Source organism: Zooshikella sp. RANM57, from assembly GCF_050749885.1.
Taxonomy (GTDB): domain Bacteria; phylum Pseudomonadota; class Gammaproteobacteria; order Pseudomonadales; family Zooshikellaceae; genus Zooshikella.
In genome coordinates, this window is sequence record NZ_JBOIUB010000015.1 from 34,073 (window position 1) to 56,937 (window position 22,865).

Here is a 22,865-nt window from a genome sequence, read left to right on the forward strand (position 1 = left end):
CTACATTGATGATTTCAGCCAAATCGTTGACAACTTTATTGTCATGTATTTGGCCCGACAACATAATGGCTTTTGGCAAGATCTAGGTCGATCATGCCCCAGTGACTTGAACAGCTTTTACCCAAAAGTTTTCCATGTTCAATCTCTCCCCATGGCTGATAAATTCACGCTTTTAGCAGAAATCAAAAAATGCTTAAAAACCATATCAGCCTTTTCCTCAACTTCCTCCGGTACAAAGCTAACTGGCAAGCCTGTGTTTTCGTCCCATAAGAAGTCCTTTATTTTTATTTTTATTTCATCTCGGGTGCTTTGTTTTGCAGCGAAATTTTGGATACGCTGAAGTTCTTTGTTAAGGCTTTTATAAAGCTCTTCCGCAACTTTCTTGATTTTATCTATTTCAGCTTTTGATAGGTCTGGTTTTAGCAGAAGATCAAAAAGTGCTAACGACTCTTCACTTAATCCTTCTTTAACTGCTCGCTGCTCTTCTTCGCTCAGCTCATCTACCAGTTTGAGCAAGGCTTCAAACGTAGCTTCTATGGTTACGCGATCCTTCTCGTTGTTGTAGTCATTAACGATTTCCTCGTAGTGCTTTTGAAAATCCGTTCTCGTCGGATTTTGCATGAGCATTTTAAGAAGCTTTTTCTCGATGATTTCTTTTAGGCTTTGTACAGTTGTGTTTTTGGCAGGTGAGTGCTCAAATTCCTTTCGCAAGCGTTCAAAATCGATCTTACTGATATCGTAAAGCTTGCTTGGCTCTTTTACGCCACTTGTTGGCTCGATACTCTCTTCAATAACGGAGTGAAGCTCGCGCATAATGTCAGAGATATCTACTTTCTCTAAATCATCTTGCAGACTCTTGTAAATGATATTGATTGCATCGTAGGCTGTTCGGTAGTTGTTTATAGCTTTGATCGTTAAGCAAGCCTTGAACTTTTTGAAGACTTCGCGGCAGATAATCTCAAAGCGCTTGCGGGTTTCATCGTTTTGGTTGACGACTTCTTTTGCATCAATGATGGCTTTATTGCGCTCAAAGCCTGTCTTCTCCAGCACATCTTCCAGTCGGAATTCCTTTGCTGCCAGAAAGGCTCTTACGGCCTCGATTGTTTCTTCGAGGTCTGCCAGCAATTCTTCTTCCGGCCTCACTGGATCAAGCTCTGGTGGCGGCTCATCACCTCCACCTTCACCGCCAGCATGGCCAGCAAAGGTTGCGAGGGCTTTGCGGAGATTTTTCAAAATACCGCAGTAGTCAACGATAAGTCCGTTATTCTTGCCTTCGGCTACACGGTTGGCGCGAGCAATGGCCTGCATCAAGGTGTGTGCCTTGAGCGGCTTATCAAGATAAAGCGTAGACATGGTTGGCACATCAAAGCCAGTGAGCCACATGGCACATACGATAGCGACGCGGAATGGGTGCTCCTCTTTCTTGAAAGCACTCTCCATATCAATGCGCTTGCCATCCGGCGTTTCAAAGCCTTCCTTAATCAGCTTGCGATGCGGCGTAATATCCAGCTCCCACTTGCGGAACTTATCAACCTCGCCTTGCTCTTCACTAACCACCACGGCCATGATGGTCTCACACATCCAAGCAAGCTTGCGCTCCATATCCATGATGGCTTGTTCATCAGCCAGCTTGCCTAGCTCTTTTTCAAGCTCTGCAATTTTAGCCTGCCACTTCTCAAGGATAATCTGTTGCATTCGAACACAAGTAATCTTATCGATGCAGACCAGCATCGCTTTACCGTTTTGACCGCCAACGCTGTAATGATCAACAAAGTCTTCGGCGATCTGCTCTAAACGGCTTTGCGCGGTGATGATGTGATAATCACGTTTCATCTCGCGCTCTAAGCGTTCGGCTACATCCTGATCTTCAATTTCGATCTCTTCCAACTTGGCTGCAATCTTTTCATTAAGGTCATTGGTGGCAATACCAAGCTTTTCGCCCCTCGCATCGTAGTACAACGGAACGGTGGCTTTATCTTCAACAGCGCGTTGGAAGTCATAGGTGGAGATATAATCCCCGAAGACGCGGCGGGTGATTTCATCATCTTTGAAGAGCGGGGTTCCGGTAAAACCGATATAGCTCGCATTTGGCAGCGCATTTCTGAGGTTCAGTGACAAGCGACCATATTGGGTGCGGTGCGCTTCGTCAGTAATGACGATAATGTCGTTTCGATCAGAATATGGATCGTTGGGGTCAACATCCTTATTGAACTTCTGCACCAACGTGAAGACATAGGCTTTGTGCTGGTTTAACAGCTTTTGCAAATGATCACCGGATGCAGCGCGGCATGGGTCTTGGTCATTATCGGCAAGGCCGCACCCTGCGAAGGTGTTATAGATTTGCCCATCTAAGTCTTCACGGTCGGTACAGATCAGAAAGGTAAAATTGCCACCCAGCTTGCGATGAATTTTGCGTGCGAAGAAAACGATGGAATAAGATTTGCCCGAACCTTGGGTATGCCAAAATACTCCAAGCTTGCCTTTGCGCTCTTCACGGTTCTTTACAGCCTCAATAGCACGGTTCACACCAAGAAACTGATGGTTACGGGCAACAATTTTGACCAGCTTGCCTTTGCTCTCATCAAAGAGAGTGTAGTTTTCAAAGAGATCAAGAAAATCGCGCTTTTTACAGATACCCTTCAGCAAGGTCTCCATATCCACTACGCCAGGATCATCTTCGGCCAAGCGCTTCCAGTCATTAAAGTGTTCGAATTTGCTGGAGATCGAACCAATCTTGGCATCCACACCATTACCCAAAATCACAAAGGCGTTGTGGTGAAAGAGATGCGGCACGGTATCTTTATAATCGGATAGGTTTTGTTCGTAAGCATGACGGATGTCTTTGTGAATAGTCTTACACTCGATAAACATCAAGGGAAGGCCATTTACAAAACCAACAATATCGGCGCGGCGGCGATATATATCACCGCGCACCCATAACTCTCGAACACAGAGGAAGTGATTGTTTTCGGGGGTATCGAAGTCAAAAACTTTCAGGCGTTTTTTCTCAAGCTCGCCTTTAGCATTGCGAAACTGAACCAACACGCCGCTTTTGATCAGCTCATACTGCTCAAAGTTAATTTGCAGGGTATTCTCGGTAACAGGCGCTTCGGTAATTTGGCGCAGCGCATCTTGATAGGCTGCATCCGGCAAGTCTGGATTGAACTTTACAAGCGCTTCACCCAAGTAGCGGGTTAGCACAACCTCTTTGTCAGACTCCCTACCAAGCGTGCCTTCTTTGCCAAAGGTCTCATTGTTATAGGCATAGATACTCTCCCAGCCTAACCGCTCCTCCAAATAATCAGCAGTAGTTGCCTGAACCAGCGTATCTTCATTCAGCGGAGCCATCATAGAGCAATCTCCCCGCTCATCAGCTTTGGAAGGAGGAGATCACGTGCTTGAGTAAGCTTAGAATTCATTTCGATGAGCTTTTCCATCTGAAAGAATGTCTGGTCTACAACATCATGAAAACTTTCAAGCAGGCTTTCTGACGGAAGAAGTACTTCCATTCCTGAAAACTTAGATTTGTTAACATTTGGCATCGTCGCGCCCCCACCAATGGCCAACAATTTCTCTCTAAAACCTTTGAGGGTCAGATAAGAGTAAAACGTATAGATTTCGCTTTTTGGAATAACCGCGTTAATTTGCTGGTTCGTTTGACAGCGGCGAGCATTTAAAGAAACAACTCCCAAACGCGCCCCTATACAAGCCACTAATATCGAGAACTTAGGAAGGTATTTGTTTGCTTGGCAATTAGCACCTCGCTCAGACAGATATTCTTCAGGCTCGGTAATTATTGAAGAAGCGTGCATATCCGGTGTTTTGATAAAGGGAATTTCACCACCGAAGTTTTCTTTTACCTTGGTCGAAGGGGTTTTTCCTGTAACCACCTTTCCTAAATCACTGACACACCCCTTGCTCCACCCCTCCGGTACGCCATCGATGATTTTGACATGTTCATGGCCTGGGAAGCGAAAACGCACAAACCATTCTCTATAAAGCTGCCGCGCGGATTCCTCTAGCAATTCAATCCGCCGCTTATTGTTTTCGATGAGGTCGTCGTATTTTTCCAAAAGTGAGGATATTGCTTCTTGCTCAGCTTTATCGGTGGGCACTTTGAGCTTAATATTACCGAAGGTGGTTTTATTTATGATTGGTGTTGCCGCACCTCCACCCATGCCAATTCCTCGAACCAAGTTTCTATTGTGATGGAGAAGATAATATAAAAACTTAGGATCATGCTCATCATTAGCAACAACAGAATTAATTTGTTGGTTCGAGATACACTCTTGAGATGCTATAGCACATTTTCCCATCGTATTTCCGATGCAAGTAAATAGCACTGAATCTTTCGGGATAAACTGGTTCTTATGTTTGTTCTTTGCTTGCTCAGTTACAGTGATTTCTGTAATTCGAACGTAATAATGGCCATAGTCAATATCAGATGGCGTGACGAATGGGTATTCTCCGCCAAAATATTCTAGAACTTTTGTGCTTGGCGTCTTACCAGTAACAATATCACCCAGCTCATTTATTTTTCGTTCAGCCCAACTCATATACCTAATTCCTCAAAATTCTTTTGGATTTGGGCGGCGAGCATTGCTGCTTCTTCATTTAGTCCTTTTAGCTCGATGTGGATATCGCGAAGCGTTTCTTCAAAGTCAAAATCTTCGTCCTCTTCCTCCGGTGCGACCCCGACATAACGTCCTGGCGTTAAGCTCCAGTCATTGGCTTTGATCTCTTCGATATCCACCAGCTTGACTAAGCCTTCCACATCGGCAAGCTCAGCATCAGGGAAGCGCTCTTGTAACCAGTGGGCTTGTTTGAAGAAGTAACGGATCAGTTTTAACTGCTCAACGGCTTCTTTGCGCTGTTCATCGAGTTCTTTGATTGCTCTGTTTAACCCTTTTTCTCCGGTTTCCTTAGCTTGTTTTTCAACAAACTTATAGAGCTGGTCAATCTGTTTAATCAGGTCTCGGCTGGTTTCCGCCTGCGGCTCGATAAGGTCTGAGGCTTTATGAAGCCCATTATTGTCACTTGGCAAGACTTCCCATTTTTCTGCAATTTTTTCGCTGTTGTAGGCAAAGCTTTTAACATCATCACACAACGTTTTAAAGGCGCTCGTGGTCTCACCATCGACTTCTTTGAGCTTTCCAATCACACCATCAATATCAGCAATAAACTTATCAAGCGCTGAAACTGAGTTGTCAGTTTCATCCAATGAACGACGTTGGTAGCTTTCTACAAGCTCCAAGAAGCGCTCACTCTGGCCACGATAGAGCCAGACAATAGAGGTTAGATTGGCCAGTTGCTCTGATGAGAAATCGTAAATCTTACGCGTGACCTTGGTATAGACATTACGCGCATCAAGCATCAAAACCTTGTCTTTCATCTGCTCAGCTTTATTCTTGTTAAAGAACCAAAGCTCACATGGGACTGTGCGGGTATAGAAGAAGTTTGAACGGATGGCGACCATTGCACCTACATGTCCACTCTCAACCAGCTTGCGGCGCACTTCCGCTTCCTGCCCTCCGGCACTTGAAGCTTGCGAGGACATTACAAACCCTGCACGGCCTTCAGCATTCAGGTAGCTATAGAAATATGAAATCCAAAGGTAGTTGCCGTTGGAAACCGATCCTTTCTTATTTACCCCTGGCAGACCAAACGGCAGCCGAGGATCGTTTTTGATCTTCTCCGCATCCACGTCATCGACGTTGAACGGCGGATTAGCCATGACGAAGTTGGCTTTACCTAGAAAATCGTGCGGGTCTTCGTAATAGGAAATGGCCTTCTGGATTTTTCCTTCAAGGCCATGCACTGCCAAGTTCATCTTGGCAAGGCGAATGGTGGTAGGATTTTTCTCTGCGCCATAGAAGGTAGCGACATCTTGCGGATTCTTGTGCATCTTCTCGATAAAGTGTGCGCTTTGCACAAACATACCGCCAGAACCACAAGCGGGGTCTATAACCGAACCATGATCAGGCTCTATGAAGTTCACAATCATCTGCACCAGTGAAACAGGTGTGAAGAATTCACCACCGTCATGAGCGCTTTGGTTGGCAAACTGAGTTAGGAAATATTCGTAGATGCGGCCAAAGATGTCGCCAGTCGCCTTTTTAAGTGCTGGATCGTTGAAGGTGCGGAGAAGATTCCCAAGCACGTCATTGTCCAGCTCTTGGTATTCGCTCTTGGGCAATACGCCTTTGAGAGTTTCGTAGTCTTCTTCAATGGCCTCCATCGCATCAATGATGGCCTGTGCTCTATCATCGCCCTCAGTCAGATTGACCAGATAATCGAACTGGGCTTTTTCCTGAAGGAATATAGCGCCCTTACTGGAAAAGTCTTCCTTGGTGAGAGGTCGGGTTACACCGCCTCGGGATGGCAATGAAGCTTCGATTTCCGGCTTTACCATCAGAAAACGGCTATAGGCATGGCGGAGGAAGATAAGCCCCATAACGGGCATGAAATATTCGTTGCTGGCGTAATTGCTGTTGGCGCGAAGGTTGTCGGCGCTGCCCCACAGTCGTTTCTCTATTGCTTCTATATTCTCTAGCTGAGCCATTCGGCTGTTACTCCGTTTCTTTCTTCTTCTGCTCTTCAATCCAGCGATCAATATCTTCCCGCTTGAATCGCCAGCTACCGCCTACTTTGAACCCAGGCAATTTGCCTTCGGCTGCTAGTCGATAGGCAGTTTTCTCAGCCAACTTGAGATAGTCAGCGACCTCTTTCAAAGTCAGAATTTCATCAGACATAGTTTTACCCGTCATGAGACTATTAGGGAGCATATGAGAAAATTGGGGAATTAACAATAAAGTGAACTCTCACACTAAGAAATTCTTCTTCAATTCCCGCATTAGCAACTTTCCTGAGCTTTGCATATTCTTGAAATGAATAGTACTGACGGGATTTAGGAGTGGGTTAAGAAGTAGTTTCAAATTGAGATATACCGTTACGTTATATACATGTCTACAACGTGTAACACACTGTATTTTTTAGTTTATGTATGTCTATAAGTTCTGTTTGTTTAGATAATGATAGAGACATTAATGCGGCGGTTAATTTAAAACAGCAAGGTATCGTAAAATTAAAGGCGGAAGGACTGTCCGTCTCTGCTGATGGAGGCTGTGTAAGTCTGGCTAATGCCAGCTGTAGCCCATGAAATCAGAAGCCTCGCCCGATTAGGGCGGGGAGCAGTCACCAAGGACCCTCATTCAATGTGAGCAGGGATATAAGCATCCTGCCGTAAGGCGGGCATAACCACAGATTTATCTATTTACAGAAAAAATTTCTGTAAAATATGTCAGATATTGAATTAATAGATGTTCCACAAATATGTTCCACGCGGAACATTGATATCTATACTCTCTTTCAGTCGCCCTTTGAATACTATTAAAACGTAGTAGTTACTGGTTTTTAGCTTAGTTTTTCAAAACAATTGAGGTTAGATCTTGGGAAGATGTTCTGGTATGGGAAAATAAGTCAGATTCAATATGGTTTTGAAGTGGGAGGCGGCCTAAACAACCGCCTTAAATCTTCAGTTTTGCATGCAAAACTAGCTACGATTTTTGTAGTTTTAAACCTTTTTTTAAAGCAGTTAATGCATCATCAGTAAGACTAAAATTTAAGACTTTTTTATCTAAAGTCACTTTTAACTGAATATCTCCACCCTGCTCAACAAGTTCAGTCTGTTTTACTATTGGAATAGCCTTAATTGTTGCCTTTTTCTTTTGTGGTCCTTTCTTTGAACTTTCTGCAAGCTCTCGACTGGCTTTTCTTAGTGTTCCAATTAGCTCTCCAGATTTCCACTGATTAACAAGGCTGTCTACAGCGTTTTGGTTTTTTTGATAAGCCCTGGTTAAATCATATAATGTTACTACGTCTTGCGTTTCATTATTCAACGATAACTGTTTTATACTATCTGGTGCTTTAAGTAGAGCTAAATATTTACTTAAATGCCCCTTACTTACACCTAAAATTGAAGCTGCATATGCTTGATCGTTACCATTGATTTTACAAATATCTACAACTCGCTGCATAGCTTCAGCGTTTTCAATCGCTGGCACTTGTTCACGTTGGTTATTTTCATCAATTTGCATCAATAGCAGTAAGAGCTCATCAGAAGCGCCAGATCGAACTATTGCTGAAACAGTTTTGACTGTTGATGAGTTGCTTATTGCTCTCCAACGTCGTTCACCAGAAATAATTGGATACTTACCACTATCACCCTGCTCTCCAATCAAAATGGGCTGTAACTGTCCTCTTGCTTCAATACTGCGCTGAAGGTCCTGTAAGCCTTGCTCATCGAATGTTTTGCGAGGCTGGTTAGGATCAGGTTCTAATTGATCAGGACCTAACTCAAGGTAGCGCCCTTCACTTTTAGCTATTGTAACAACTTCATCTCTGACCGCTTCGAGCTGAGCTTTAGTTGCACCCTTTTGAACTTTAAAACCTTTCAGCATTATTTTTACTCTGCCAGAATATTTAAAATTTCATCAACTAGTTGGTTTGCAGAATCAACTGCTTTCTGATTTTTCTTCACATTTGCATCAAAGACTGAGCCGCCAGCGATCGCAGTTTGTTTGAAAATTTCTGAATCAGGAATGCGAGTGTCCATAATGGGTAAGCCAAACTGCTCTAATGCTTCCTGAATCTCGCGGCCTAATATAGTGTTGCCTTTAGTACGACTAATGAGAATTGCGGCTTTAGGTAAGCCATCTGTTATTTCTCTGCGGCTTTGGATCATTTCCACAACAGCAGCTGAGTCTTCAATATCATAGGGGCTTGGCTGAACAGGAACTATTGCAAGGTTTGATGCTTTGATGATTCCTACAGGAATGTTTAGGTTTTCCAGTGAGCCAGGTGAATCAATAACGATATACTCAAAACTATCTTTGTAACTCTTGATTTCATCTGAAACAGTGGCGCGAGGGACTGAAACTACAGTTGGTAAATCATCAACAGAAAAACCAGATTCCAATGCTCGAGCATAAGCTTTTGAAGCTGTTGCTTGTTGATCTGTATCGATAAGCAAAACTTTTTTGCCACGTTTACGTAAACCGTAGCTTAAAGTTATAGCATTTGTGGTCTTTGTTGATCCGCCTTTTTGATTCAAGAACGATATAACTTTAGCCATTTAGCCCCCAAAAATATACCTAGCAAGTGGGTCCAGTTTTGCATGCAAAACTGCCAAGAGTTGTAGTGTAATTTTTATCAGTTTTGCATGCAAAACTGAAACTGTCTTGTAGTGATTCTAGTAACAGTTTTGCATGCAAAACTGAATACCGCAACTCTCTTATATAGCTTATAAATACATTGTCAGTAGCAGTTGAGTAGCATTTAAAAAAAGGAGTGTCACTCAGTAGCAGGGTGAGGGTGACACCTCATTTAGCTATATATTTTGTGTTTTGTGATCGCAAGTTCAACAGTTCAGACTAGAATCAAATACAGTAAGTTAGGGAAAACTTGGAGCTGTTCGAATGATTCTAATGCATAAGATCAACGCCGAAACGAACGAAAACAAGTACTACAGTTTGCACATACAGCCGGATTTGTTCGGGCATTGGTCATTAATGCGGTACTTTGGCCGGATAGGAAAAAACGGACAACTGAAGGTAGACAGCTTTGAGTCTGAGGAAGAAGCGAGAGAGCTATACGACAAATTAGAAGCCAGCAAAAAGGCGCGGGGTTACTTCGAAGTTTAAAAACCGCCACTGGCTAATATACCGCGTGATTACTGGCTCAGTGGCACTTTGAGTTGCAGTCCAGTTGCGTTTTGAGTGGCACTATAAAAGTGCCACTGAAGATTAGAAACGAACTTCAACTGGAACGCATCGTGTTGAATGATTATGATCAACATCGCCACAACCAACTCCGTGCATCCACCCCGAATGTAAAACAGTACCGTCCTCGGTTATTAGTTCCAGCACCCAGCCATCCGACCAACCGCGCATATTGAAATCCACGATTTTTTTGTGAGGGTGGGGCGTAATCATAAATTTAACTACTTGTTCGTTATTTGTTGAGTTGCCTACACCTAGCTGTTTGGAAAGATTGGAGCCACTTACTTTTATATAACCATCATGAGTTAAGCCAACAAGGCAGGGCGTGCCATAGGGAATAAATAGCTTAACTTTTTGTATGTTGTCCATACCTGGAATAGCAACGAATTTGTGCACTTTGGATGTATGGCCTTGGCATAACCAACCGGAACGATTAAACCCAGTGCCATGCACTTGGCCGGTGCTATCAAGTGCAACTAGCCCGCCATCAATCGAACCGATACCATTTACATCAATAATGGTTTTACCTTCAACTGAGCCTAGACACCTTGTAAAAGTGCTCTTATCTACATAGTCACCAACACCTAACTGACCCTCAATATTGCGGCCCGCAGCATATAACTTGTCATCTGCACTAATGAATGCCGAAAAACCATAGTAGTAATTATTGTTACCACTAGAGTACCGGCCATTAGTAGTGAAAACCTTTTTTGCACCTTTAATATTTGGCACTTCAACGGGGGTTGCTCTGTCGTTTAGATCACCTAAACCAAGCGAACCGCTTTGACCTTCGCCGCACACCACAATAGAGCCATTGCTACGTAAGCCTAAAATTCTGGCGTGTGGATTATCTGATGCGGCTATTTGAACAATATCGTCTTCAACGCCCCACCTCGTAGGTGTTAGCAAAGTAAATGGGTTAGCTTGACCAGTACCCGCACAACCAGACCAAATATAACCACATGTGTACACTAACAGTTTATTTTCAGCGGTTTTTACTCGGAACACGCTGTATTCTTGCGTCCATTCGTGGGTAGCGCCACATGTAAACACCTCAATCACTTTAAGATTATTTTTTTCAAAAAAATCAATTTTTTCTAAAAAAGGTGCACTTTCTGTGTTGCCTAAACCACGCTTCCCGTTAGTGCCATCGCCACCAGCCCATACCGTGCCGTCATCAAAAAGAACCAGCAAAAATCGGATACCTGCCGCAATTTGAATGATGTTGGCTTCAGGGTTAGGTAAATAATTCCCACCAAATGATTTTAAGTTAGGGGTATAGGTGACATATATATCCACATTTGCGTATACCCCTTCATTTATACCGTAACCCTTAATCGAGCCGTCTTTCATGACATAAAAAAAGCTACGACCTAGCTGGGTAGAGGTTTCATTTTTTAGCCAGTTTTTAACTTTTTTGCTGCCAAGTTGTGGCGATAACTCACTAGGCTGACCATTTTTATCAAAGCCGATGATGTGGTCAGCTTTACCGGGGGCTAGTTTGTTTAGTGAAACGGCTTCGTTTGCTATGGCATCAGCAGTGACAGCGCCCAGTGCAATGTGCTGGGGTGTTATTTTTTTGGTTGTTGCAAGCTCGGTTAAGCCTAAATTATTTCTTGCCTGTTCAGCGCTTATTGCGCCCGTGCCGCCCATGGTGAGCGGGGTTACTGCACGATTATTTTTAGTATCAATTTCTGAAATAGTAACGTCAGTGCTACCGGTAAATAGTTTTAATTTCCATATGCTGCCGCCGCTGTCGTCTATCCATTTCATGCCCGCTTGAATATAACCGGGACGTTTTGGCCCTCGGTGACAGCTATTAAGCGCGTCTCGCCACTGGTTTAAATGGTCAGCTAATTCTGTGCCGCTGGTTTTGTTCGGATCGATATTTTTAAAATCGTACTGACTCATAACACCCAAGCCTAAAAAAATAATTATTATTTAATTGCTGTAGCCGTAGCCTTTCGCCAAGTAGTCAAAACTACGGCTAACAGGCTGGCCTTTACTGTCTAAGAACTGAATAAAAAAGCCGGTTTTGCTTTGCTGAGTAACGCGCTTTGTGTCACCAGGTTTTAGTTCCTGCGCGTCAATGGCAATCGCGGGTCGCGCCCAGAATGCCGGCTTAAACTCAATAAATGCGCCTTCTGTTGGGCAGGTAAGATCTGCCTTACCAATCACTCTATCCGGCATATCAACAGTAATTTCTAACTGCCGTATTTGTGCGGCAACTGCCGGATTATGACTCAATAGCAAAATCCGCCATTGATATGCTCTGGCTGTGTAATCCCCAACAACAAAATCTTGCCAATTACCCCAGACATTAGCGGCGGGATCGTCTTTTGTGGTGCGTATTTGCATCCGTACACCCCAATCACTGGTGGTACTTTCTAGCAAGTTATTGCTGAGCTGGGCGAGGGTAAGCCAGGACGCCATAACGCTAGTAATTTTTGCGCCCTGAGCGCGTAGTTTTGCGGTGACGCGTGATGTATAGATGTCGCCTAAATCCAGCGTTTTGCTGATGGTATAAATGCTTTCAGGCACAACGCCATTGTGACCATAAGTTAAGCTCGATATTTCGGCCAAACTGCGCCAGTCGCTTAAATTGTCTTTTGCTCCAGATTGCAATTTATTTTGTGTGATAACACATTCGTTTTTATCACCTAAAAACAACGGGCTTTCGACAATATTCTCTACAACATTAAAGCCTTCAATACTGGTAATAGATGAATTAATTAACGCCTCGTTAATGCTTTCAATACCGCGAAAATCGATAGCCTTAATCATATACGTGCCGACCATGGCCGGGACGCTGAGCGTTGTACCTGTGGCGTTAACCGCTAAATCAACGCCATCATTCCAGCTTGCCCCCTCATGAGCTGGGGTAAACTTAATATGATAATGGGATAAATCCAGGTCGGGCACCGCATCCCACGTCAATTGAGTATTAGAACCCGTCACCCGAATAGCAAAACCTTCAACATCAGACGGTGGTGCACTAAGTGCAAGCAGTGAGCTGGTAATCGTTACCCATGGCCCGGCCAAGCCGAATAAATCAATAGCTCTGACTCTAAACGAATATTCGCCTTCTGTAGTATTTTGAATATCAACCGTTGGCGCACTGGTTGTGGCTAGATTTGAATAATCAATGTCATCCGGCTTTTTGATTTGCACGTCATACAGCTTAACGCGAGGATCTGTTGAAGGCTCCCATGAGAGCGTTGCAGCCGCTAAAACTGCAGCGCCGGAACGATATAAATACTCATAAATAGATACACCACTTACAGCGGGTAAAGGCCCGTTGATAATATCCTGATAGCTATCTTCTTCTAAATAAATACCTTGTTCTACGCGCTCAAATTTTTTGGGGTCATGGAGGAGGGCGGTTATTTCAAAGATATGTTTATCTGATTCGCTTACAGAGACCACCCGAAATAAACGCGGCTTTACATCACTTGCCGTTAATACCCACATCGCCGCCGGTTGTGGTGTATCGGTAAATGCTTCGTTAATCGTAATAACCGCTGATTCAATTTCACTATTATTTTCGACTTCCCGCGTCTCAATTTCTCCGCTTGGCAATACAACAGATAATTGATAATGCTCTGAGCGTTTTAATTTAATGGCATGATCAAGCGTGACACGGGTATCCACCACACTTGCAATACGGCCACCAAAGCGCACGCCTGCATAGCTGGAATCAGCCACTGCGATAATATCACCGGGCCTTACATCCGCGTGGTCAAATGATGCTTTATAGGTAACTGTTTCTGTCTCGTTTTTTTCGCTGTCCAATAGCCAGCGGCCTAGCCGGTGCGCTTGGCCTCGACTAGTACAGCCAAAAGCGGCAACGTCGGTTTGATTCCAACCGTATTTTTTAATTTGCTCAGTGTCTTCTACAACTTCAATTGCTGATTTATAGCCGTCTTTCGGGTCGTTCCAGGTCACTAACGCGACACTATGTCGGGCCTTTAAGCTGGTACCCGAATAATGAAACTCACCGTTAATAACATTGGACGCATTAACTAGCTTAACCGGGTCGGCTGGCTTATCTTGTACCGCTACAATGGCACCACTAGACCAGTAAATCATGCCGCGAAAAGCCGACGCGACAACGTTTACAACTTCGTAGGCGTCTTTTTGCGAGTTAATAACGACATTTAAGGTAAAGCGCGGCTCTGTGCCACCGTAGCCGTCACTGACAAGCTCATCACAATACTGAGCAATCGCATATAAACCCCATTTATCAATTGCATCAGATAATATTTTATCACCTAGGCCGTAGCGCTCATTAGTGAGCAAATCGTATAAGATCCATGCCGGATTATTCGACCATGCAAGCCTAAATGTACCGTTCCACAAGCCTTTATATTCGCGGGTTTCAGGGTTGTAGTTGGTGGGTAATTTAATTCGAATTCCTTTAACGTCATAAGACCGCTTGGGGATCTTCGAACCAAATTCCTCAGCATTTAGCACTAAGCCAATCAGTGCCGAATCTGGATAAATGAGCTTAGCGTCAGTGAGTACAGTATATGACGCAAAATATGTCTGGTTACGTACTTTGACTTTTTGACTATCCGGCGTGATTCGTCTAACACGTATTTCCCAGGGGCCAACCGTCGCGGGCAATTCGACACGATACGAGCGCTCATAATTGCTCGTTGTTTTACCGCTGATCACGCAACGTTTAACGCTGACAAAGTGGTCTGTATTTGCGCTTTTTACATCAATATACAGCTCTACTGACGTGCCGTTTAAATCGCCGTTACTGGCTTGCGCTGTCAATGCCGGTAAGCGAATTTTTACGCGTACTGCATCGGCGTCAGCATTTGTAATTGTGCGTACAACAGGCGTGTTGTGTTTTATTTCAGTACCTACGGCTACCTCATGCTCTACCGCTGGAATACCTGGAATATGCTTTTGATTAGGCGTTCCGGTGCGTTCTTCAAAATGAATACCGGCAAAATTATTACTGCCGTCTGAATTCTGCAGCGGCGTATCGTCTAAATAAATAGACTGCGCACCATTCACCAAGCCCTCTATTTCTCCCTCAGAAATAAGGTCAATAATTCGCGCTGTATTGCGGCTTTGCAGTGTATTCGGTGCCTCTTTAGGCACATAAGCGGTCGGCTGCTTACGCTTTCCGCCTTTCTCGCCGTGTATCATTTTAATGTGAGCTGACATTTTTAGACTTCTTCTGCTGCAATACCGGCAGAAATAACCACCGATCCCGTGCGGATCTGACCATAAACAAGCGGCACCGCTGCCCCTTGCTCAGATAAATTAACCGGGCCATCAAATAAGAATGATGGTCTTTCTTCCGGGGCTTCGCGCCTTGAATAACTGTCTACTTGCGGGGTAGGGCTTAAAAAAGAAGACGAGCCTATGATTGCCATACCTGCACCAAACAAGGCCATTGATGCGCCACCCGTTAGCGGGGCCAATGCAATTAAACCCATACCCACAACGGATTTACCTCCGCCGCCACCTTTGGCACCACCAATAACAGGTTTAATATGTAATTCACTGGCATTTCCTAAATTAAAACCAAGCTGACTTTCATCTAAATCAATCTCGGATTGTTTAGAAACTCTTATGACTCTGTATTGGCCTCCTTTTATTGCTTCCTCAAACCCCTTAATTTGTAGGCTTAACGCTCTTATGCATTCGGAAACGGTGGACACATCAAGCATGAATTCAGTGCCGAATTTATCAGCTAAAAAGCCGTGCAATTTAATTTTTCTCAACATACCGAATCCAGTGAGTGATAAATTTCTTCCAACGATAAACCGGCTCACGTACACTTAAACGGCTTAAATCAACGGGGTCATGAGCGGCCAAATGATGCAAAATTAAACCGTTACCTAAATAAATGCCGCCATGGTTTGGCACATCTGAGCGAATTTGCGCTAAAAAAACATCACCAATTTGAATTTCTGATTCATCAACAATAATAAAAGAAGCTGGTTTTAAACCGTCTAAATAAAGGTTTTGTTTTTGATTCCACCAGTCCCAAGACCTTGGGAATTCTTTTAATGAAATATTTTTTTCTGCTAAATACCAATCGCGAATTAATGCATAACAATCTGTCACACCATGACGAAAACCGCGACTAATTAAGGGTGCCTTTTCTGCGCTATCACCAAACCAGACAACATCATTGCAGCCCTTAGCCGATACATAAACAATTCCCCAAGCCAGACCAGACGCGACTTGCTGCGCCATGTCCGCTTCGCTGGGGTAGTCGGGGCCGTCGGGGTGGCTATGAACAACCGCAACGATTTTACCGATTTTTTCAGCGGCGAGCTGTTCTTTTACTGCAATTAAAAATGTATTTTTTGGATCCTCGGCAATATTTTTACAGGGATAATAACCGTAATTTTCAATCACAAAACCGCAACTTTCTTGCGGGTAGCAGTTATGCGCATGGTGTTGTATAGCGGTTTCAATGGATAGGTCAAACATGCTAATAACTCCTTATTTTTGCGACACCAGGAAAAGCACGCGTAGGTAATTCCGCATTTTGACCAAAACGTTTACGACAATCAGATAGCTTTTTGCTGCAAAAGTCTTGGGCGGACCCGCATTGATTGCCGGCATGATCGAAACAGGCTTTTCCAGTATATGGACAAGTGGCCCGGCTATAATCAAACTCACCTGTTGTAGTGTTATATGTTCGATAAACGTGCGTACAAGCATCGCGCAACACTTGCCGTCCTGGTAGCTTTCGGCCTTCCTGGTCGAGCAAAGCGGACATTTCCCATTCAACGTATACTTTGTTATGAGCGGTTTTTTGCTCAATCCGGTAAATATCGTCAGCAAACCGGGCGTCAGGATCTGGATCAGCGCCGTTGTCGAGAAACTGCGAGAACGTGCGAATTCGGGTTAATTTACCGCCTAACAAATCGTTATAGTTTTGCATGGCTGCACTGGCTATACGCTCCGCGTTACTTATGCGTAACGTCGGTGTAGGCAGTGCCCCGCGCCCGTTACAGTCAAAGCCGTGCGCCTCGATCTCAACAGGTAAATAACGATACCCGTTAAAATACACTGGGTCGGGTACATCAATAGTCGATGCAAAGCGCAGTACTTCACCACCGAGCATCGTTAAATCAAGCTCGTAAATAGTTATTAGCTCGCCAGGTGCCAGGGTTTGCACAGCAGAATCTAGGCTCATAGCTCGAATACTTCTTTAAATGACGCCTCTAGCGTGTAAGTATCTGGTCCCGCTGGGGTGGGGCCGTCGAATGCTTTACAGATCCATTTGCGCGGCTCAACTTCACCCGGCGGCGTCCAGTAAAAAGCCTGGAATCCTCCCCGTGCTTTTAAGAATTTAACCAGGGTAAATATGTCGGCAGTATCGCGGTTTTCCCAAGTTACAGACCATGTGTCTCGTATATTATTAATACCGTCAGCGGCCCGCTGGGTGTAACCGTCGCCAAAGTTCGCTTCTAGTACGCGAAACTCTGTACTTGCTGAGCTGCCATAACTGACGGGTATATCGGGTAATGTTTCCATTAATATCTACCGCCTCGATTAAGCATTCCACCAGGGCGCTGCTGCTGTCGAATAAACTTAGCCATAGAGTGTTCAAGCACTCGTTCAACTTCTACGCTGATCGTTTTAGCTTGAGCTTGGCCGGTCTCGTCGTCTTTTGCTTCGACATGAATAGTTATCACGGGGGCAAAGGTATAATTTCCGCCGCCCTCGCTTAGCATTTTCGCGGTATCTTTACGGCTTGTGACGTTTACCGGGCCATTGATTAATTCGGGTCCGTATTCACCCACTAGCCCAAATTTCCCAGCTGGAATATTCCCGCCTTTGTCGAATGCTCCGGCGAAATTAGCGCTTTGAATGGTGGACATAATGCTTGCACCCTCTGACGCAACAATTGCCATTTGCGCAAAGTTGGCAGGCACCGGAAGCTTTAAAGCCTCACCCATAGCGGTCGAAATATTCATAACAGACTGTGCTATAGAGAAAGCTTTAGACGTTGCAAAAAGTGCTTTATAAACGCCAGATTGTTCGCCCACAAACGTTTTTGCAATATCGCCCAGACTGCCAAATAATTCCGATGACGATTGCATTAACTGCTGTTGCCGCTGGTTTTCTAGAGCATTTAATTGTGTATTGCGCTCGCTAGTGAGTTGTAGCTCAAGATCGGTGCGCATCTGCTCAGTCAGTGCTGTATTACTTAAAATACGTTCACGTCTTATGCTGTATTCTTCGTCGATCTTGGCGGCTTTTGCTTCGAACGTGTCAGACTCATTAACAAAACCGTCTAGCGCTTCAGTTGCATATTTTTGGTCTAGTTTGCCTTTAAGGTCTGCGCGCTCGTTTGGTTTGCCTTGGGTATTTGCCTCAATGATTTTAAGTCGAGTCTGGTAACTCTCTAAAATCGCTTCTTCTTCAGACTTTAAATATTCCTGAAGCGTCGTAAATTCTCGCTCACGAATTTTTGCCAGTCGGCTGGCTTCTTTTTCTGCGTCTTTATCTACTACCGCCGTAGGTTTCGTATAGTTTATTTTTGGTAGGTCAGTAGCGGCGGCTGATGCTTTCTCTTTTTTTATTTTTTCGAACTTTTCGCGTAAATCTTCACCTAGCTCTATTTGATCTTTATATGATTTTTTTGATGCATCATTTTCGGCAATTATTGCTGATAAGCTGCTTAAGCGTGCATCATTAATAACCTTAAGGCGCGCTTCTAAATCAAAGCTTTCCTTTTTCCAAAACTGCAAATTATCCATAATTTCTTGACCGTAAGCCGCCGATTTATCAATAAATGCGGCTAGCTCAACGGTCATTATTTGGATGAATGCGCGAATATTTTCGGGTAAATCTCTAAAAGCATCTACTAGAAATGTAGATAATTTCTGTCCATTAACGCTGATATTTCCAAAGGCTTCGTTAAAGATATCGCGCAAAACATCAAGCGTTGTCGCAATATCTTTCCCAAACCCACTAAATTTATTAGCAATAGCCTCTAAATAAGCTTCCATCTGGCCCGATGCAAGCATGGCATTAAGCTCTGTGAGTGCGTCGGTTGCTCTTTGTGTGCCTTCAGTAAATGTAGGTGCGAACTCAGCCGAGAAGCGATTAGCTAAGCCTTCTAATGCCGCGTCAAACTCATCAGATGCTATAGCAGCCTCTTTAAGCTTGGCGGCATCAATGTCATTAAGCACTAAGCCTAATTCCCTAGCTTTTTCCGCTTGCTGCCTGAAAGCTTCACCGTTTTTTTCAAGCAAAGGTGTTAATAACGATGCATCGCTGGCAATAGACTCTAAGTAAAACACCTGCTCGGAGGCGCTGACATTAGCGTCATCAAGGGCTTTTTTAACGGCTATTAAAGCGTCTGGCCCGGACAAACCTTGTAACGCTTCAGCGGTTAACCCGACTTTAGGGGCAACATTTTCGAAGAAGTCAGCAAACTCGCCGCCACCCGTAGCAATAAAATCCCCTAGCTTGTCCTGTACATCCTTTGAAATATCCGCCAGAGCTTCAGCCGACACGCCTACTTGCTCCGTAGCGTATGCAAAACCCTGAAACGCTTCAAAACCTGTATTCGCTACCCTGGCTAAGTTTTGCATTTCCTTAACCTGGGCGGCTGAATTTCTAACAAGTGCGACAGTCGCAGCAGCAACAGCAGTCGCGGCAGCCGTTGCACCTGCTACAAATTTAGTAAATTGGCGGCTTAGCCCATCAGTTGCCCGCTCTGTGCGCTGGCCTTGACTGGTAAGCCTTCTTAGCTCACTAGTAGCTGATGTTACGCCGCTAGTTTGAACGGCTATCTGTAGCTGTGCTGCTGTTGTCATTTATCGTGTTCCAGTAAATTCGGTCTAATGATCGAATTAAGTCAACTTCCCAAGCTCTCAAATTTTTATGCGTCAGTTGCGACCAGTTTTGTAACTCAGTAAAGGTAAGGGGTTCAGAGCCACGCACCTCTAACCACCATTGCAAGATATACTCAAGCTCTCGCGGGCATTCGGGTTGCTCGGTTAATTCTTTCGGCTTTTTGCCTGTGGTTTTATAAACCTGTAAAAGCTGTTTTTTTAAGGGTGTATCTGATCCAACAGGGCAGCGGTGCAGTTTAATTTCTATTTCAAAATGCTGTGCTAGCTGCTCTGTTTTTTGCCGAAAAAAAGCGCGCGATCTCCTGCTAATTTATCAATCTGTTTAGCAATTTGTGGCGCTTCTTTTAAAAAGTTTTTTATATTTTCGGGTGTTAATTCTTCCTCAAACGACCAGCCAGCAACAAGGCTCACAAGTACATCTAGCTCAGCTTCAGCGGGGTCATAGTCTGACGTATCTTTGCTTGATTTAGCGAAAATAGCTCGCTTAGCTTCATTAATGGCTGTCTGATAATGATCGGAATCAATGCCGCGAATCATTAAATATTCATCGGTTGGTGTGCCATCAGGCAAAGACAAAGGCAATTTAATGCCCTCGTTTGCTTTTTGACGGGTAAAAAAAGATTGCATAGACGCCATTATGCGGATTTCCTTCTAATTAATAAGTTACTACGGGTTGTCGCATCAAATAGCGCTTGAAAAGGCATTGTTAAAATAATGGAACCAGCCCCTGACACGTCAGGTTGACCGCCAGTGTATTTAATGCGAGGCAAAATAAAGGTGTATTCATTGCCTGCGCCGTCGGGTAGCGTAAACTCGATACTCGATTCAATTTCATTAATAAATTTATTAATTAATGTTGAGTCTTCAAAATAAGCACTAATTTGGCCGGAAACATTAGACTGATTAATTGATGGGGCAATGCTTTCCTTGGATCCCACCACGTTACGCGCTTCTAAACCGTTCTCTAGGTTTAACTGAATTTCAGTAATGACAGCAATAGCCTTGCCTGCTTCTTTCAAAGAGCCAGTAAATGAGTCTAAAGGGCTTGTTGTCGCAGGTTCTTTATAGGTTGCATCAGTAATCGCATCACCCGCCGTACTCATACCGCGACCAATAACGCCTATAGTACCTTTAACCATGGCATCAGCGTTTATCTGCAGCTTGAGCGAATTAAACTCCACCCCAGTAAAGCGGTGATAAGGATTAGCAGACGCCTCTAAGTCTGAGAATTTACGCTCAACGGTAAATGAACGGCGCACAGTGCCTACTTTTAATTCATCAACGCCAGTGCTGGGGCTATCTTTTTGCCATGTGCCGCAAAGGGTCGCTTCTAAAATCGTATCAAACGAGCCATATGACAGCTCTACACTCATATCACCACTAACCTGATAAGCACCGTGTCTAAGATCGGTTATCTGGCGGTCTGCGCGTATCTCTTCAGACTGTAAGGTGTTTTTAGTGAGCGCTAAAGTTGTGCCTGTATGTCGTATAGGCTCAAATTCTGGCTTAACTGGCGTTTGCCCTGGCGTGGTTTCCAAGACTAACGACATACTATGTCTACTTCCGTCAGCCATTTATTTAATTCTCCTGGTTCGTGCAGACCAATTGACTGTTATTACTAAGCGATACCATTCCGCCGGTTGATCACTAAGCCGGTTAACACCGCTAGATTTAATAAAAATGCTTTGCTCTTCAAAATTAAATGGCCTGCCGATGTGAAAATAATTAGTAATTTCATCGGCTTTTTCTAAAGCGTCACCGTCACCCGCATTAATCGGGTAATTAATATCTATTTGTAAAAAGCCGGTGTGTTCGTTCTCGCCTTTATCGCCCAGTGTTACGGGATCTGGCATATTGTTATTAATAAAAACTTGCGCCCAAGGCTGGCCGCCTTCAGGCTCAAAGCTACGGTTATCGTAAGCTGTAGGCAGATTGAACCCGCCATCTAAGTACGCCTTGAGAAGCGTTTTTTTGATCGCTAAAAAGCTCATATCGAATACTGATTAACTGCTCTTTGAATAATCTGATTAATTCGAGCAAAGTTTTTTCTTACCATACCGCTAGGCGCTTGCCCTGAATGGCCGAACTCTAAAGCTACAGCATACGGCAGGTTATTAACTAAGTATGTGGCGCTATCAAGACCACCCAAGTTATTACGCATCTCATTAAGTGATGCATTCGCTCCAAGGCGCTCTACAGTGCTGGTAGCAGGGTAGCCCGTAGACGTTTGCCAGTTACCCCGCGCGCGGCCTGTATCTACAGGTGTGTCTAGAATTACACCGCTAAATAGCTCTAACTTAATAGCGTTTGTAATGCGCTCTACGGCTCCAATGGAGCTATTAGCGAACAGATTGAGATCACTACTAAAACTCATTTTCTAACCTGCACTTTGTAGCAAATCGGCGTGCCTGCAGGATTAACCGGCAATATGTGCACGATCTGCCAAGGCTCGCCGTTTACCAGTAATTGATCCGTAGGCAAAGGCTCAACTTCAGCAGTCAGCACCAGCAGCATATCGCCTGCAATAATATTTCCGCCAAGCTCGGTTTCTGTGGTTTTGGTAAAGCTCGTTAATACGCCATGTGTTTCAAGTTTTTCTGTTACGCCTGGTGTCGTTTTTCCTGTTACTGGATCAAATACGCCACCTGTTGAGCGTGCTAGAAATACCGGCATACCGCGCTTTTTAAGCATCCTAATGACGGTTTCTGCTGATCGTTGGTAAAAGTCGTCACTCATGCGCGCACCAGGAATAAGCCGTTTTTCTTGTAGAGCTGGGCTAAAAGTGCCTCAGCTTTGGCAAATGCTGGCACCTTGTCGGGCGTGCCTTTGTTTTCATAAACCGTTTCTACCACACCCTCTACGCGCTCTTTAGTAACCACTGGATCATAAGGCAACGTGTTAGGCATCAGGTCATGCTCACGGGCTTCTAGTGCTAGCTGTAAATGACCGTATTCAAGATTACGCGGAATCTCGTTTTCACCCACCAGCAAGCCATCTACACGAACACCGCGCCGGGGAAACTGTAGCGGCTGCTTAGGATTGGTTTTCTCGCCTTGGTACTTACTGGCTTTAGACTCGGTGCAGTCCGTTGCTTTGATTAGCAATACAGCACACTCGTCGTCTGATAGCCCAGTTAGATCAATACCGCGCAACTTAGCGAAAGTGCGCAGAGCTTCAACGCTGTTGTAGCTGTTAGCATTGGGATTCGTACCGCTACCGTCTTCTACAACTATCATTA

Annotated in this window: 22 protein-coding genes; 2 read left to right on the forward strand and 20 right to left on the reverse strand. The window is 44.3% G+C overall.

Annotated features, from left to right (window positions below; translation table 11 throughout):
* Nucleotides 1–138: 138 nt before the first annotated feature.
* From ACQ96U_RS22930 to mads1, 4 genes are read right to left on the reverse strand one after another with little or no spacing between them, the layout of a single operon-like run.
* Nucleotides 139–3,351 (reverse strand): type I restriction endonuclease subunit R, encoded by a 3,213-nt coding sequence (locus ACQ96U_RS22930; protein ID WP_431723604.1) that lies wholly within the window; start codon nt 3,349–3,351, stop codon nt 139–141.
* Nucleotides 3,348–4,556 carry a restriction endonuclease subunit S gene (locus ACQ96U_RS22935; protein WP_431723605.1) on the reverse strand — a complete coding sequence of 403 codons (1,209 nt, stop codon included), beginning with the start codon at nt 4,554–4,556 and terminating at the stop codon, nt 3,348–3,350. The genes ACQ96U_RS22930 and ACQ96U_RS22935 overlap by 4 nt, the downstream gene beginning before the upstream one ends.
* Nucleotides 4,553–6,562 carry a type I restriction-modification system subunit M gene (locus ACQ96U_RS22940; RefSeq protein WP_431723606.1) on the reverse strand — a complete coding sequence of 670 codons (2,010 nt, stop codon included), beginning with the start codon at nt 6,560–6,562 and terminating at the stop codon, nt 4,553–4,555. Before ACQ96U_RS22940 ends, ACQ96U_RS22935 begins: the two co-directional genes overlap by 4 nt.
* Before the next feature lie 7 nt (nt 6,563–6,569).
* Nucleotides 6,570–6,752, reverse strand: coding sequence for a methylation-associated defense system helix-turn-helix domain-containing protein MAD1 (gene mads1 / locus ACQ96U_RS22945; RefSeq protein WP_431723607.1), 183 nt, complete (start codon nt 6,750–6,752; stop codon nt 6,570–6,572).
* Nucleotides 6,753–7,003: 251 nt separating this feature from the next.
* On the opposite strand from mads1, the gene ACQ96U_RS22950 reads away from it, so the two are divergent.
* Nucleotides 7,004–7,159, forward strand: coding sequence for a hypothetical protein (locus tag ACQ96U_RS22950; RefSeq protein WP_431723608.1), 156 nt, complete (start codon nt 7,004–7,006; stop codon nt 7,157–7,159).
* 397 nt (nt 7,160–7,556) lie between these two features.
* Here ACQ96U_RS22950 and ACQ96U_RS22955 read toward each other — a convergent pair whose 3' ends face one another.
* Nucleotides 7,557–8,459 (reverse strand): ParB/RepB/Spo0J family partition protein, encoded by a 903-nt coding sequence (locus ACQ96U_RS22955; RefSeq protein WP_431723609.1) that lies wholly within the window; start codon nt 8,457–8,459, stop codon nt 7,557–7,559.
* Nucleotides 8,460–8,464: 5 nt separating this feature from the next.
* Nucleotides 8,465–9,133: a ParA family partition ATPase gene (gene parA, locus ACQ96U_RS22960; protein WP_094789628.1), complete on the reverse strand. Its 669-nt coding sequence runs from the start codon at nt 9,131–9,133 to the stop codon at nt 8,465–8,467.
* A gap of 343 nt (nt 9,134–9,476) precedes the next feature.
* Between parA and ACQ96U_RS22965 the strand changes: the two genes are divergently transcribed.
* Nucleotides 9,477–9,701: a WGR domain-containing protein gene (locus ACQ96U_RS22965; RefSeq protein ID WP_094789627.1), complete on the forward strand. Its 225-nt coding sequence runs from the start codon at nt 9,477–9,479 to the stop codon at nt 9,699–9,701.
* A gap of 102 nt (nt 9,702–9,803) precedes the next feature.
* On the opposite strand, the gene ACQ96U_RS22970 is transcribed toward ACQ96U_RS22965, so the two are convergent.
* From ACQ96U_RS22970 to ACQ96U_RS23035, 14 genes are read right to left on the reverse strand one after another with little or no spacing between them, the layout of a single operon-like run.
* Nucleotides 9,804–11,690, reverse strand: a complete 1,887-nt coding sequence (locus ACQ96U_RS22970) for an RCC1 domain-containing protein (RefSeq protein WP_431723610.1) — start codon at nt 11,688–11,690, stop codon at nt 9,804–9,806.
* 30 nt (nt 11,691–11,720) lie between these two features.
* Entirely contained in the window at nt 11,721–14,960 is a 3,240-nt protein-coding gene (locus ACQ96U_RS22975) for a host specificity protein J (RefSeq protein WP_431723611.1), read from the reverse strand.
* A 2-nt stretch (nt 14,961–14,962) separates the two neighbouring features.
* Nucleotides 14,963–15,526 carry a hypothetical protein gene (locus tag ACQ96U_RS22980; RefSeq protein ID WP_431723612.1) on the reverse strand — a complete coding sequence of 188 codons (564 nt, stop codon included), beginning with the start codon at nt 15,524–15,526 and terminating at the stop codon, nt 14,963–14,965.
* Entirely contained in the window at nt 15,510–16,241 is a 732-nt protein-coding gene (locus tag ACQ96U_RS22985; protein WP_431723613.1) for a C40 family peptidase, read from the reverse strand. Before ACQ96U_RS22985 ends, ACQ96U_RS22980 begins: the two co-directional genes overlap by 17 nt.
* Nucleotide 16,242: 1 nt before the next feature.
* Nucleotides 16,243–16,953: a phage minor tail protein L gene (locus ACQ96U_RS22990; RefSeq protein ID WP_431723614.1), complete on the reverse strand. Its 711-nt coding sequence runs from the start codon at nt 16,951–16,953 to the stop codon at nt 16,243–16,245.
* Entirely contained in the window at nt 16,950–17,294 is a 345-nt protein-coding gene (locus tag ACQ96U_RS22995; protein WP_431723615.1) for a phage tail protein, read from the reverse strand. The genes ACQ96U_RS22990 and ACQ96U_RS22995 overlap by 4 nt, the downstream gene beginning before the upstream one ends.
* Nucleotides 17,294–19,588, reverse strand: a complete 2,295-nt coding sequence (locus ACQ96U_RS23000; RefSeq protein WP_431723616.1) for a hypothetical protein — start codon at nt 19,586–19,588, stop codon at nt 17,294–17,296. Before ACQ96U_RS23000 ends, ACQ96U_RS22995 begins: the two co-directional genes overlap by 1 nt.
* The gene (locus ACQ96U_RS23005; protein ID WP_431723661.1) at nt 19,548–19,937 is read right to left on the reverse strand and encodes a phage tail assembly chaperone; all 390 of its coding nucleotides are present in this window, start codon (nt 19,935–19,937) and stop codon (nt 19,548–19,550) included. Before ACQ96U_RS23005 ends, ACQ96U_RS23000 begins: the two co-directional genes overlap by 41 nt.
* On the reverse strand, nt 19,889–20,263 hold the full coding sequence (locus ACQ96U_RS23010) for a phage tail assembly chaperone (protein ID WP_431723617.1): 375 nt from the start codon (nt 20,261–20,263) through the stop codon (nt 19,889–19,891). Before ACQ96U_RS23010 ends, ACQ96U_RS23005 begins: the two co-directional genes overlap by 49 nt.
* Entirely contained in the window at nt 20,263–21,201 is a 939-nt protein-coding gene (locus ACQ96U_RS23015) for a phage tail tube protein (RefSeq protein WP_431723618.1), read from the reverse strand. The genes ACQ96U_RS23010 and ACQ96U_RS23015 overlap by 1 nt, the downstream gene beginning before the upstream one ends.
* A complete protein-coding gene (locus ACQ96U_RS23020; protein WP_431723619.1) occupies nt 21,202–21,618 on the reverse strand; it encodes a phage tail terminator-like protein in 417 nt (138 codons plus the stop codon).
* Complete coding sequence (locus ACQ96U_RS23025) at nt 21,615–22,001, reverse strand: hypothetical protein (protein ID WP_431723620.1); 387 nt, start codon at nt 21,999–22,001, stop codon at nt 21,615–21,617. The genes ACQ96U_RS23020 and ACQ96U_RS23025 overlap by 4 nt, the downstream gene beginning before the upstream one ends.
* Nucleotides 21,998–22,363, reverse strand: coding sequence for a hypothetical protein (locus tag ACQ96U_RS23030; protein ID WP_431723621.1), 366 nt, complete (start codon nt 22,361–22,363; stop codon nt 21,998–22,000). The genes ACQ96U_RS23025 and ACQ96U_RS23030 overlap by 4 nt, the downstream gene beginning before the upstream one ends.
* Nucleotides 22,360–22,863 (reverse strand): DnaT-like ssDNA-binding protein, encoded by a 504-nt coding sequence (locus ACQ96U_RS23035; RefSeq protein ID WP_431723622.1) that lies wholly within the window; start codon nt 22,861–22,863, stop codon nt 22,360–22,362. The genes ACQ96U_RS23030 and ACQ96U_RS23035 overlap by 4 nt, the downstream gene beginning before the upstream one ends.
* Between the last annotated feature and the right edge of the window lie 2 nt (nt 22,864–22,865).

What these genes read in the sequence shown, in the direction of transcription:
- ACQ96U_RS23000 (WP_431723616.1), bottom strand. Translation starts at nt 19,588, where the DNA reads ATGACAACAGCAGCACAGCTACAGATAGCCGTTCAAACTAGCGGCGTA.
- ACQ96U_RS23020 (WP_431723619.1), bottom strand. Translation starts at nt 21,618, where the DNA reads ATGAGCTTTTTAGCGATCAAAAAAACGCTTCTCAAGGCGTACTTAGAT.
- ACQ96U_RS22985 (WP_431723613.1), bottom strand. Translation starts at nt 16,241, where the DNA reads ATGTTTGACCTATCCATTGAAACCGCTATACAACACCATGCGCATAAC.
- ACQ96U_RS22940 (WP_431723606.1), bottom strand. Translation starts at nt 6,562, where the DNA reads ATGGCTCAGCTAGAGAATATAGAAGCAATAGAGAAACGACTGTGGGGC.
- ACQ96U_RS22990 (WP_431723614.1), bottom strand. Translation starts at nt 16,953, where the DNA reads ATGAGCCTAGATTCTGCTGTGCAAACCCTGGCACCTGGCGAGCTAATA.
- ACQ96U_RS22965 (WP_094789627.1), top strand. Translation starts at nt 9,477, where the DNA reads ATGATTCTAATGCATAAGATCAACGCCGAAACGAACGAAAACAAGTAC.
- ACQ96U_RS22955 (WP_431723609.1), bottom strand. Translation starts at nt 8,459, where the DNA reads ATGCTGAAAGGTTTTAAAGTTCAAAAGGGTGCAACTAAAGCTCAGCTC.
- ACQ96U_RS23030 (WP_431723621.1), bottom strand. Translation starts at nt 22,363, where the DNA reads ATGAGTGACGACTTTTACCAACGATCAGCAGAAACCGTCATTAGGATG.
- ACQ96U_RS22930 (WP_431723604.1), bottom strand. Translation starts at nt 3,351, where the DNA reads ATGATGGCTCCGCTGAATGAAGATACGCTGGTTCAGGCAACTACTGCT.
- ACQ96U_RS22995 (WP_431723615.1), bottom strand. Translation starts at nt 17,294, where the DNA reads ATGGAAACATTACCCGATATACCCGTCAGTTATGGCAGCTCAGCAAGT.
- ACQ96U_RS23025 (WP_431723620.1), bottom strand. Translation starts at nt 22,001, where the DNA reads ATGAGTTTTAGTAGTGATCTCAATCTGTTCGCTAATAGCTCCATTGGA.
- ACQ96U_RS22935 (WP_431723605.1), bottom strand. Translation starts at nt 4,556, where the DNA reads ATGAGTTGGGCTGAACGAAAAATAAATGAGCTGGGTGATATTGTTACT.
- ACQ96U_RS23035 (WP_431723622.1), bottom strand. Translation starts at nt 22,863, where the DNA reads ATGATAGTTGTAGAAGACGGTAGCGGTACGAATCCCAATGCTAACAGC.
- ACQ96U_RS22970 (WP_431723610.1), bottom strand. Translation starts at nt 11,690, where the DNA reads ATGAGTCAGTACGATTTTAAAAATATCGATCCGAACAAAACCAGCGGC.
- ACQ96U_RS23015 (WP_431723618.1), bottom strand. Translation starts at nt 21,201, where the DNA reads ATGGCTGACGGAAGTAGACATAGTATGTCGTTAGTCTTGGAAACCACG.
- ACQ96U_RS22975 (WP_431723611.1), bottom strand. Translation starts at nt 14,960, where the DNA reads ATGTCAGCTCACATTAAAATGATACACGGCGAGAAAGGCGGAAAGCGT.
- ACQ96U_RS22980 (WP_431723612.1), bottom strand. Translation starts at nt 15,526, where the DNA reads ATGTTGAGAAAAATTAAATTGCACGGCTTTTTAGCTGATAAATTCGGC.
- mads1 (WP_431723607.1), bottom strand. Translation starts at nt 6,752, where the DNA reads ATGTCTGATGAAATTCTGACTTTGAAAGAGGTCGCTGACTATCTCAAG.
- ACQ96U_RS22950 (WP_431723608.1), top strand. Translation starts at nt 7,004, where the DNA reads ATGTCTATAAGTTCTGTTTGTTTAGATAATGATAGAGACATTAATGCG.
- ACQ96U_RS23010 (WP_431723617.1), bottom strand. Translation starts at nt 20,263, where the DNA reads ATGGCGTCTATGCAATCTTTTTTTACCCGTCAAAAAGCAAACGAGGGC.
- parA (WP_094789628.1), bottom strand. Translation starts at nt 9,133, where the DNA reads ATGGCTAAAGTTATATCGTTCTTGAATCAAAAAGGCGGATCAACAAAG.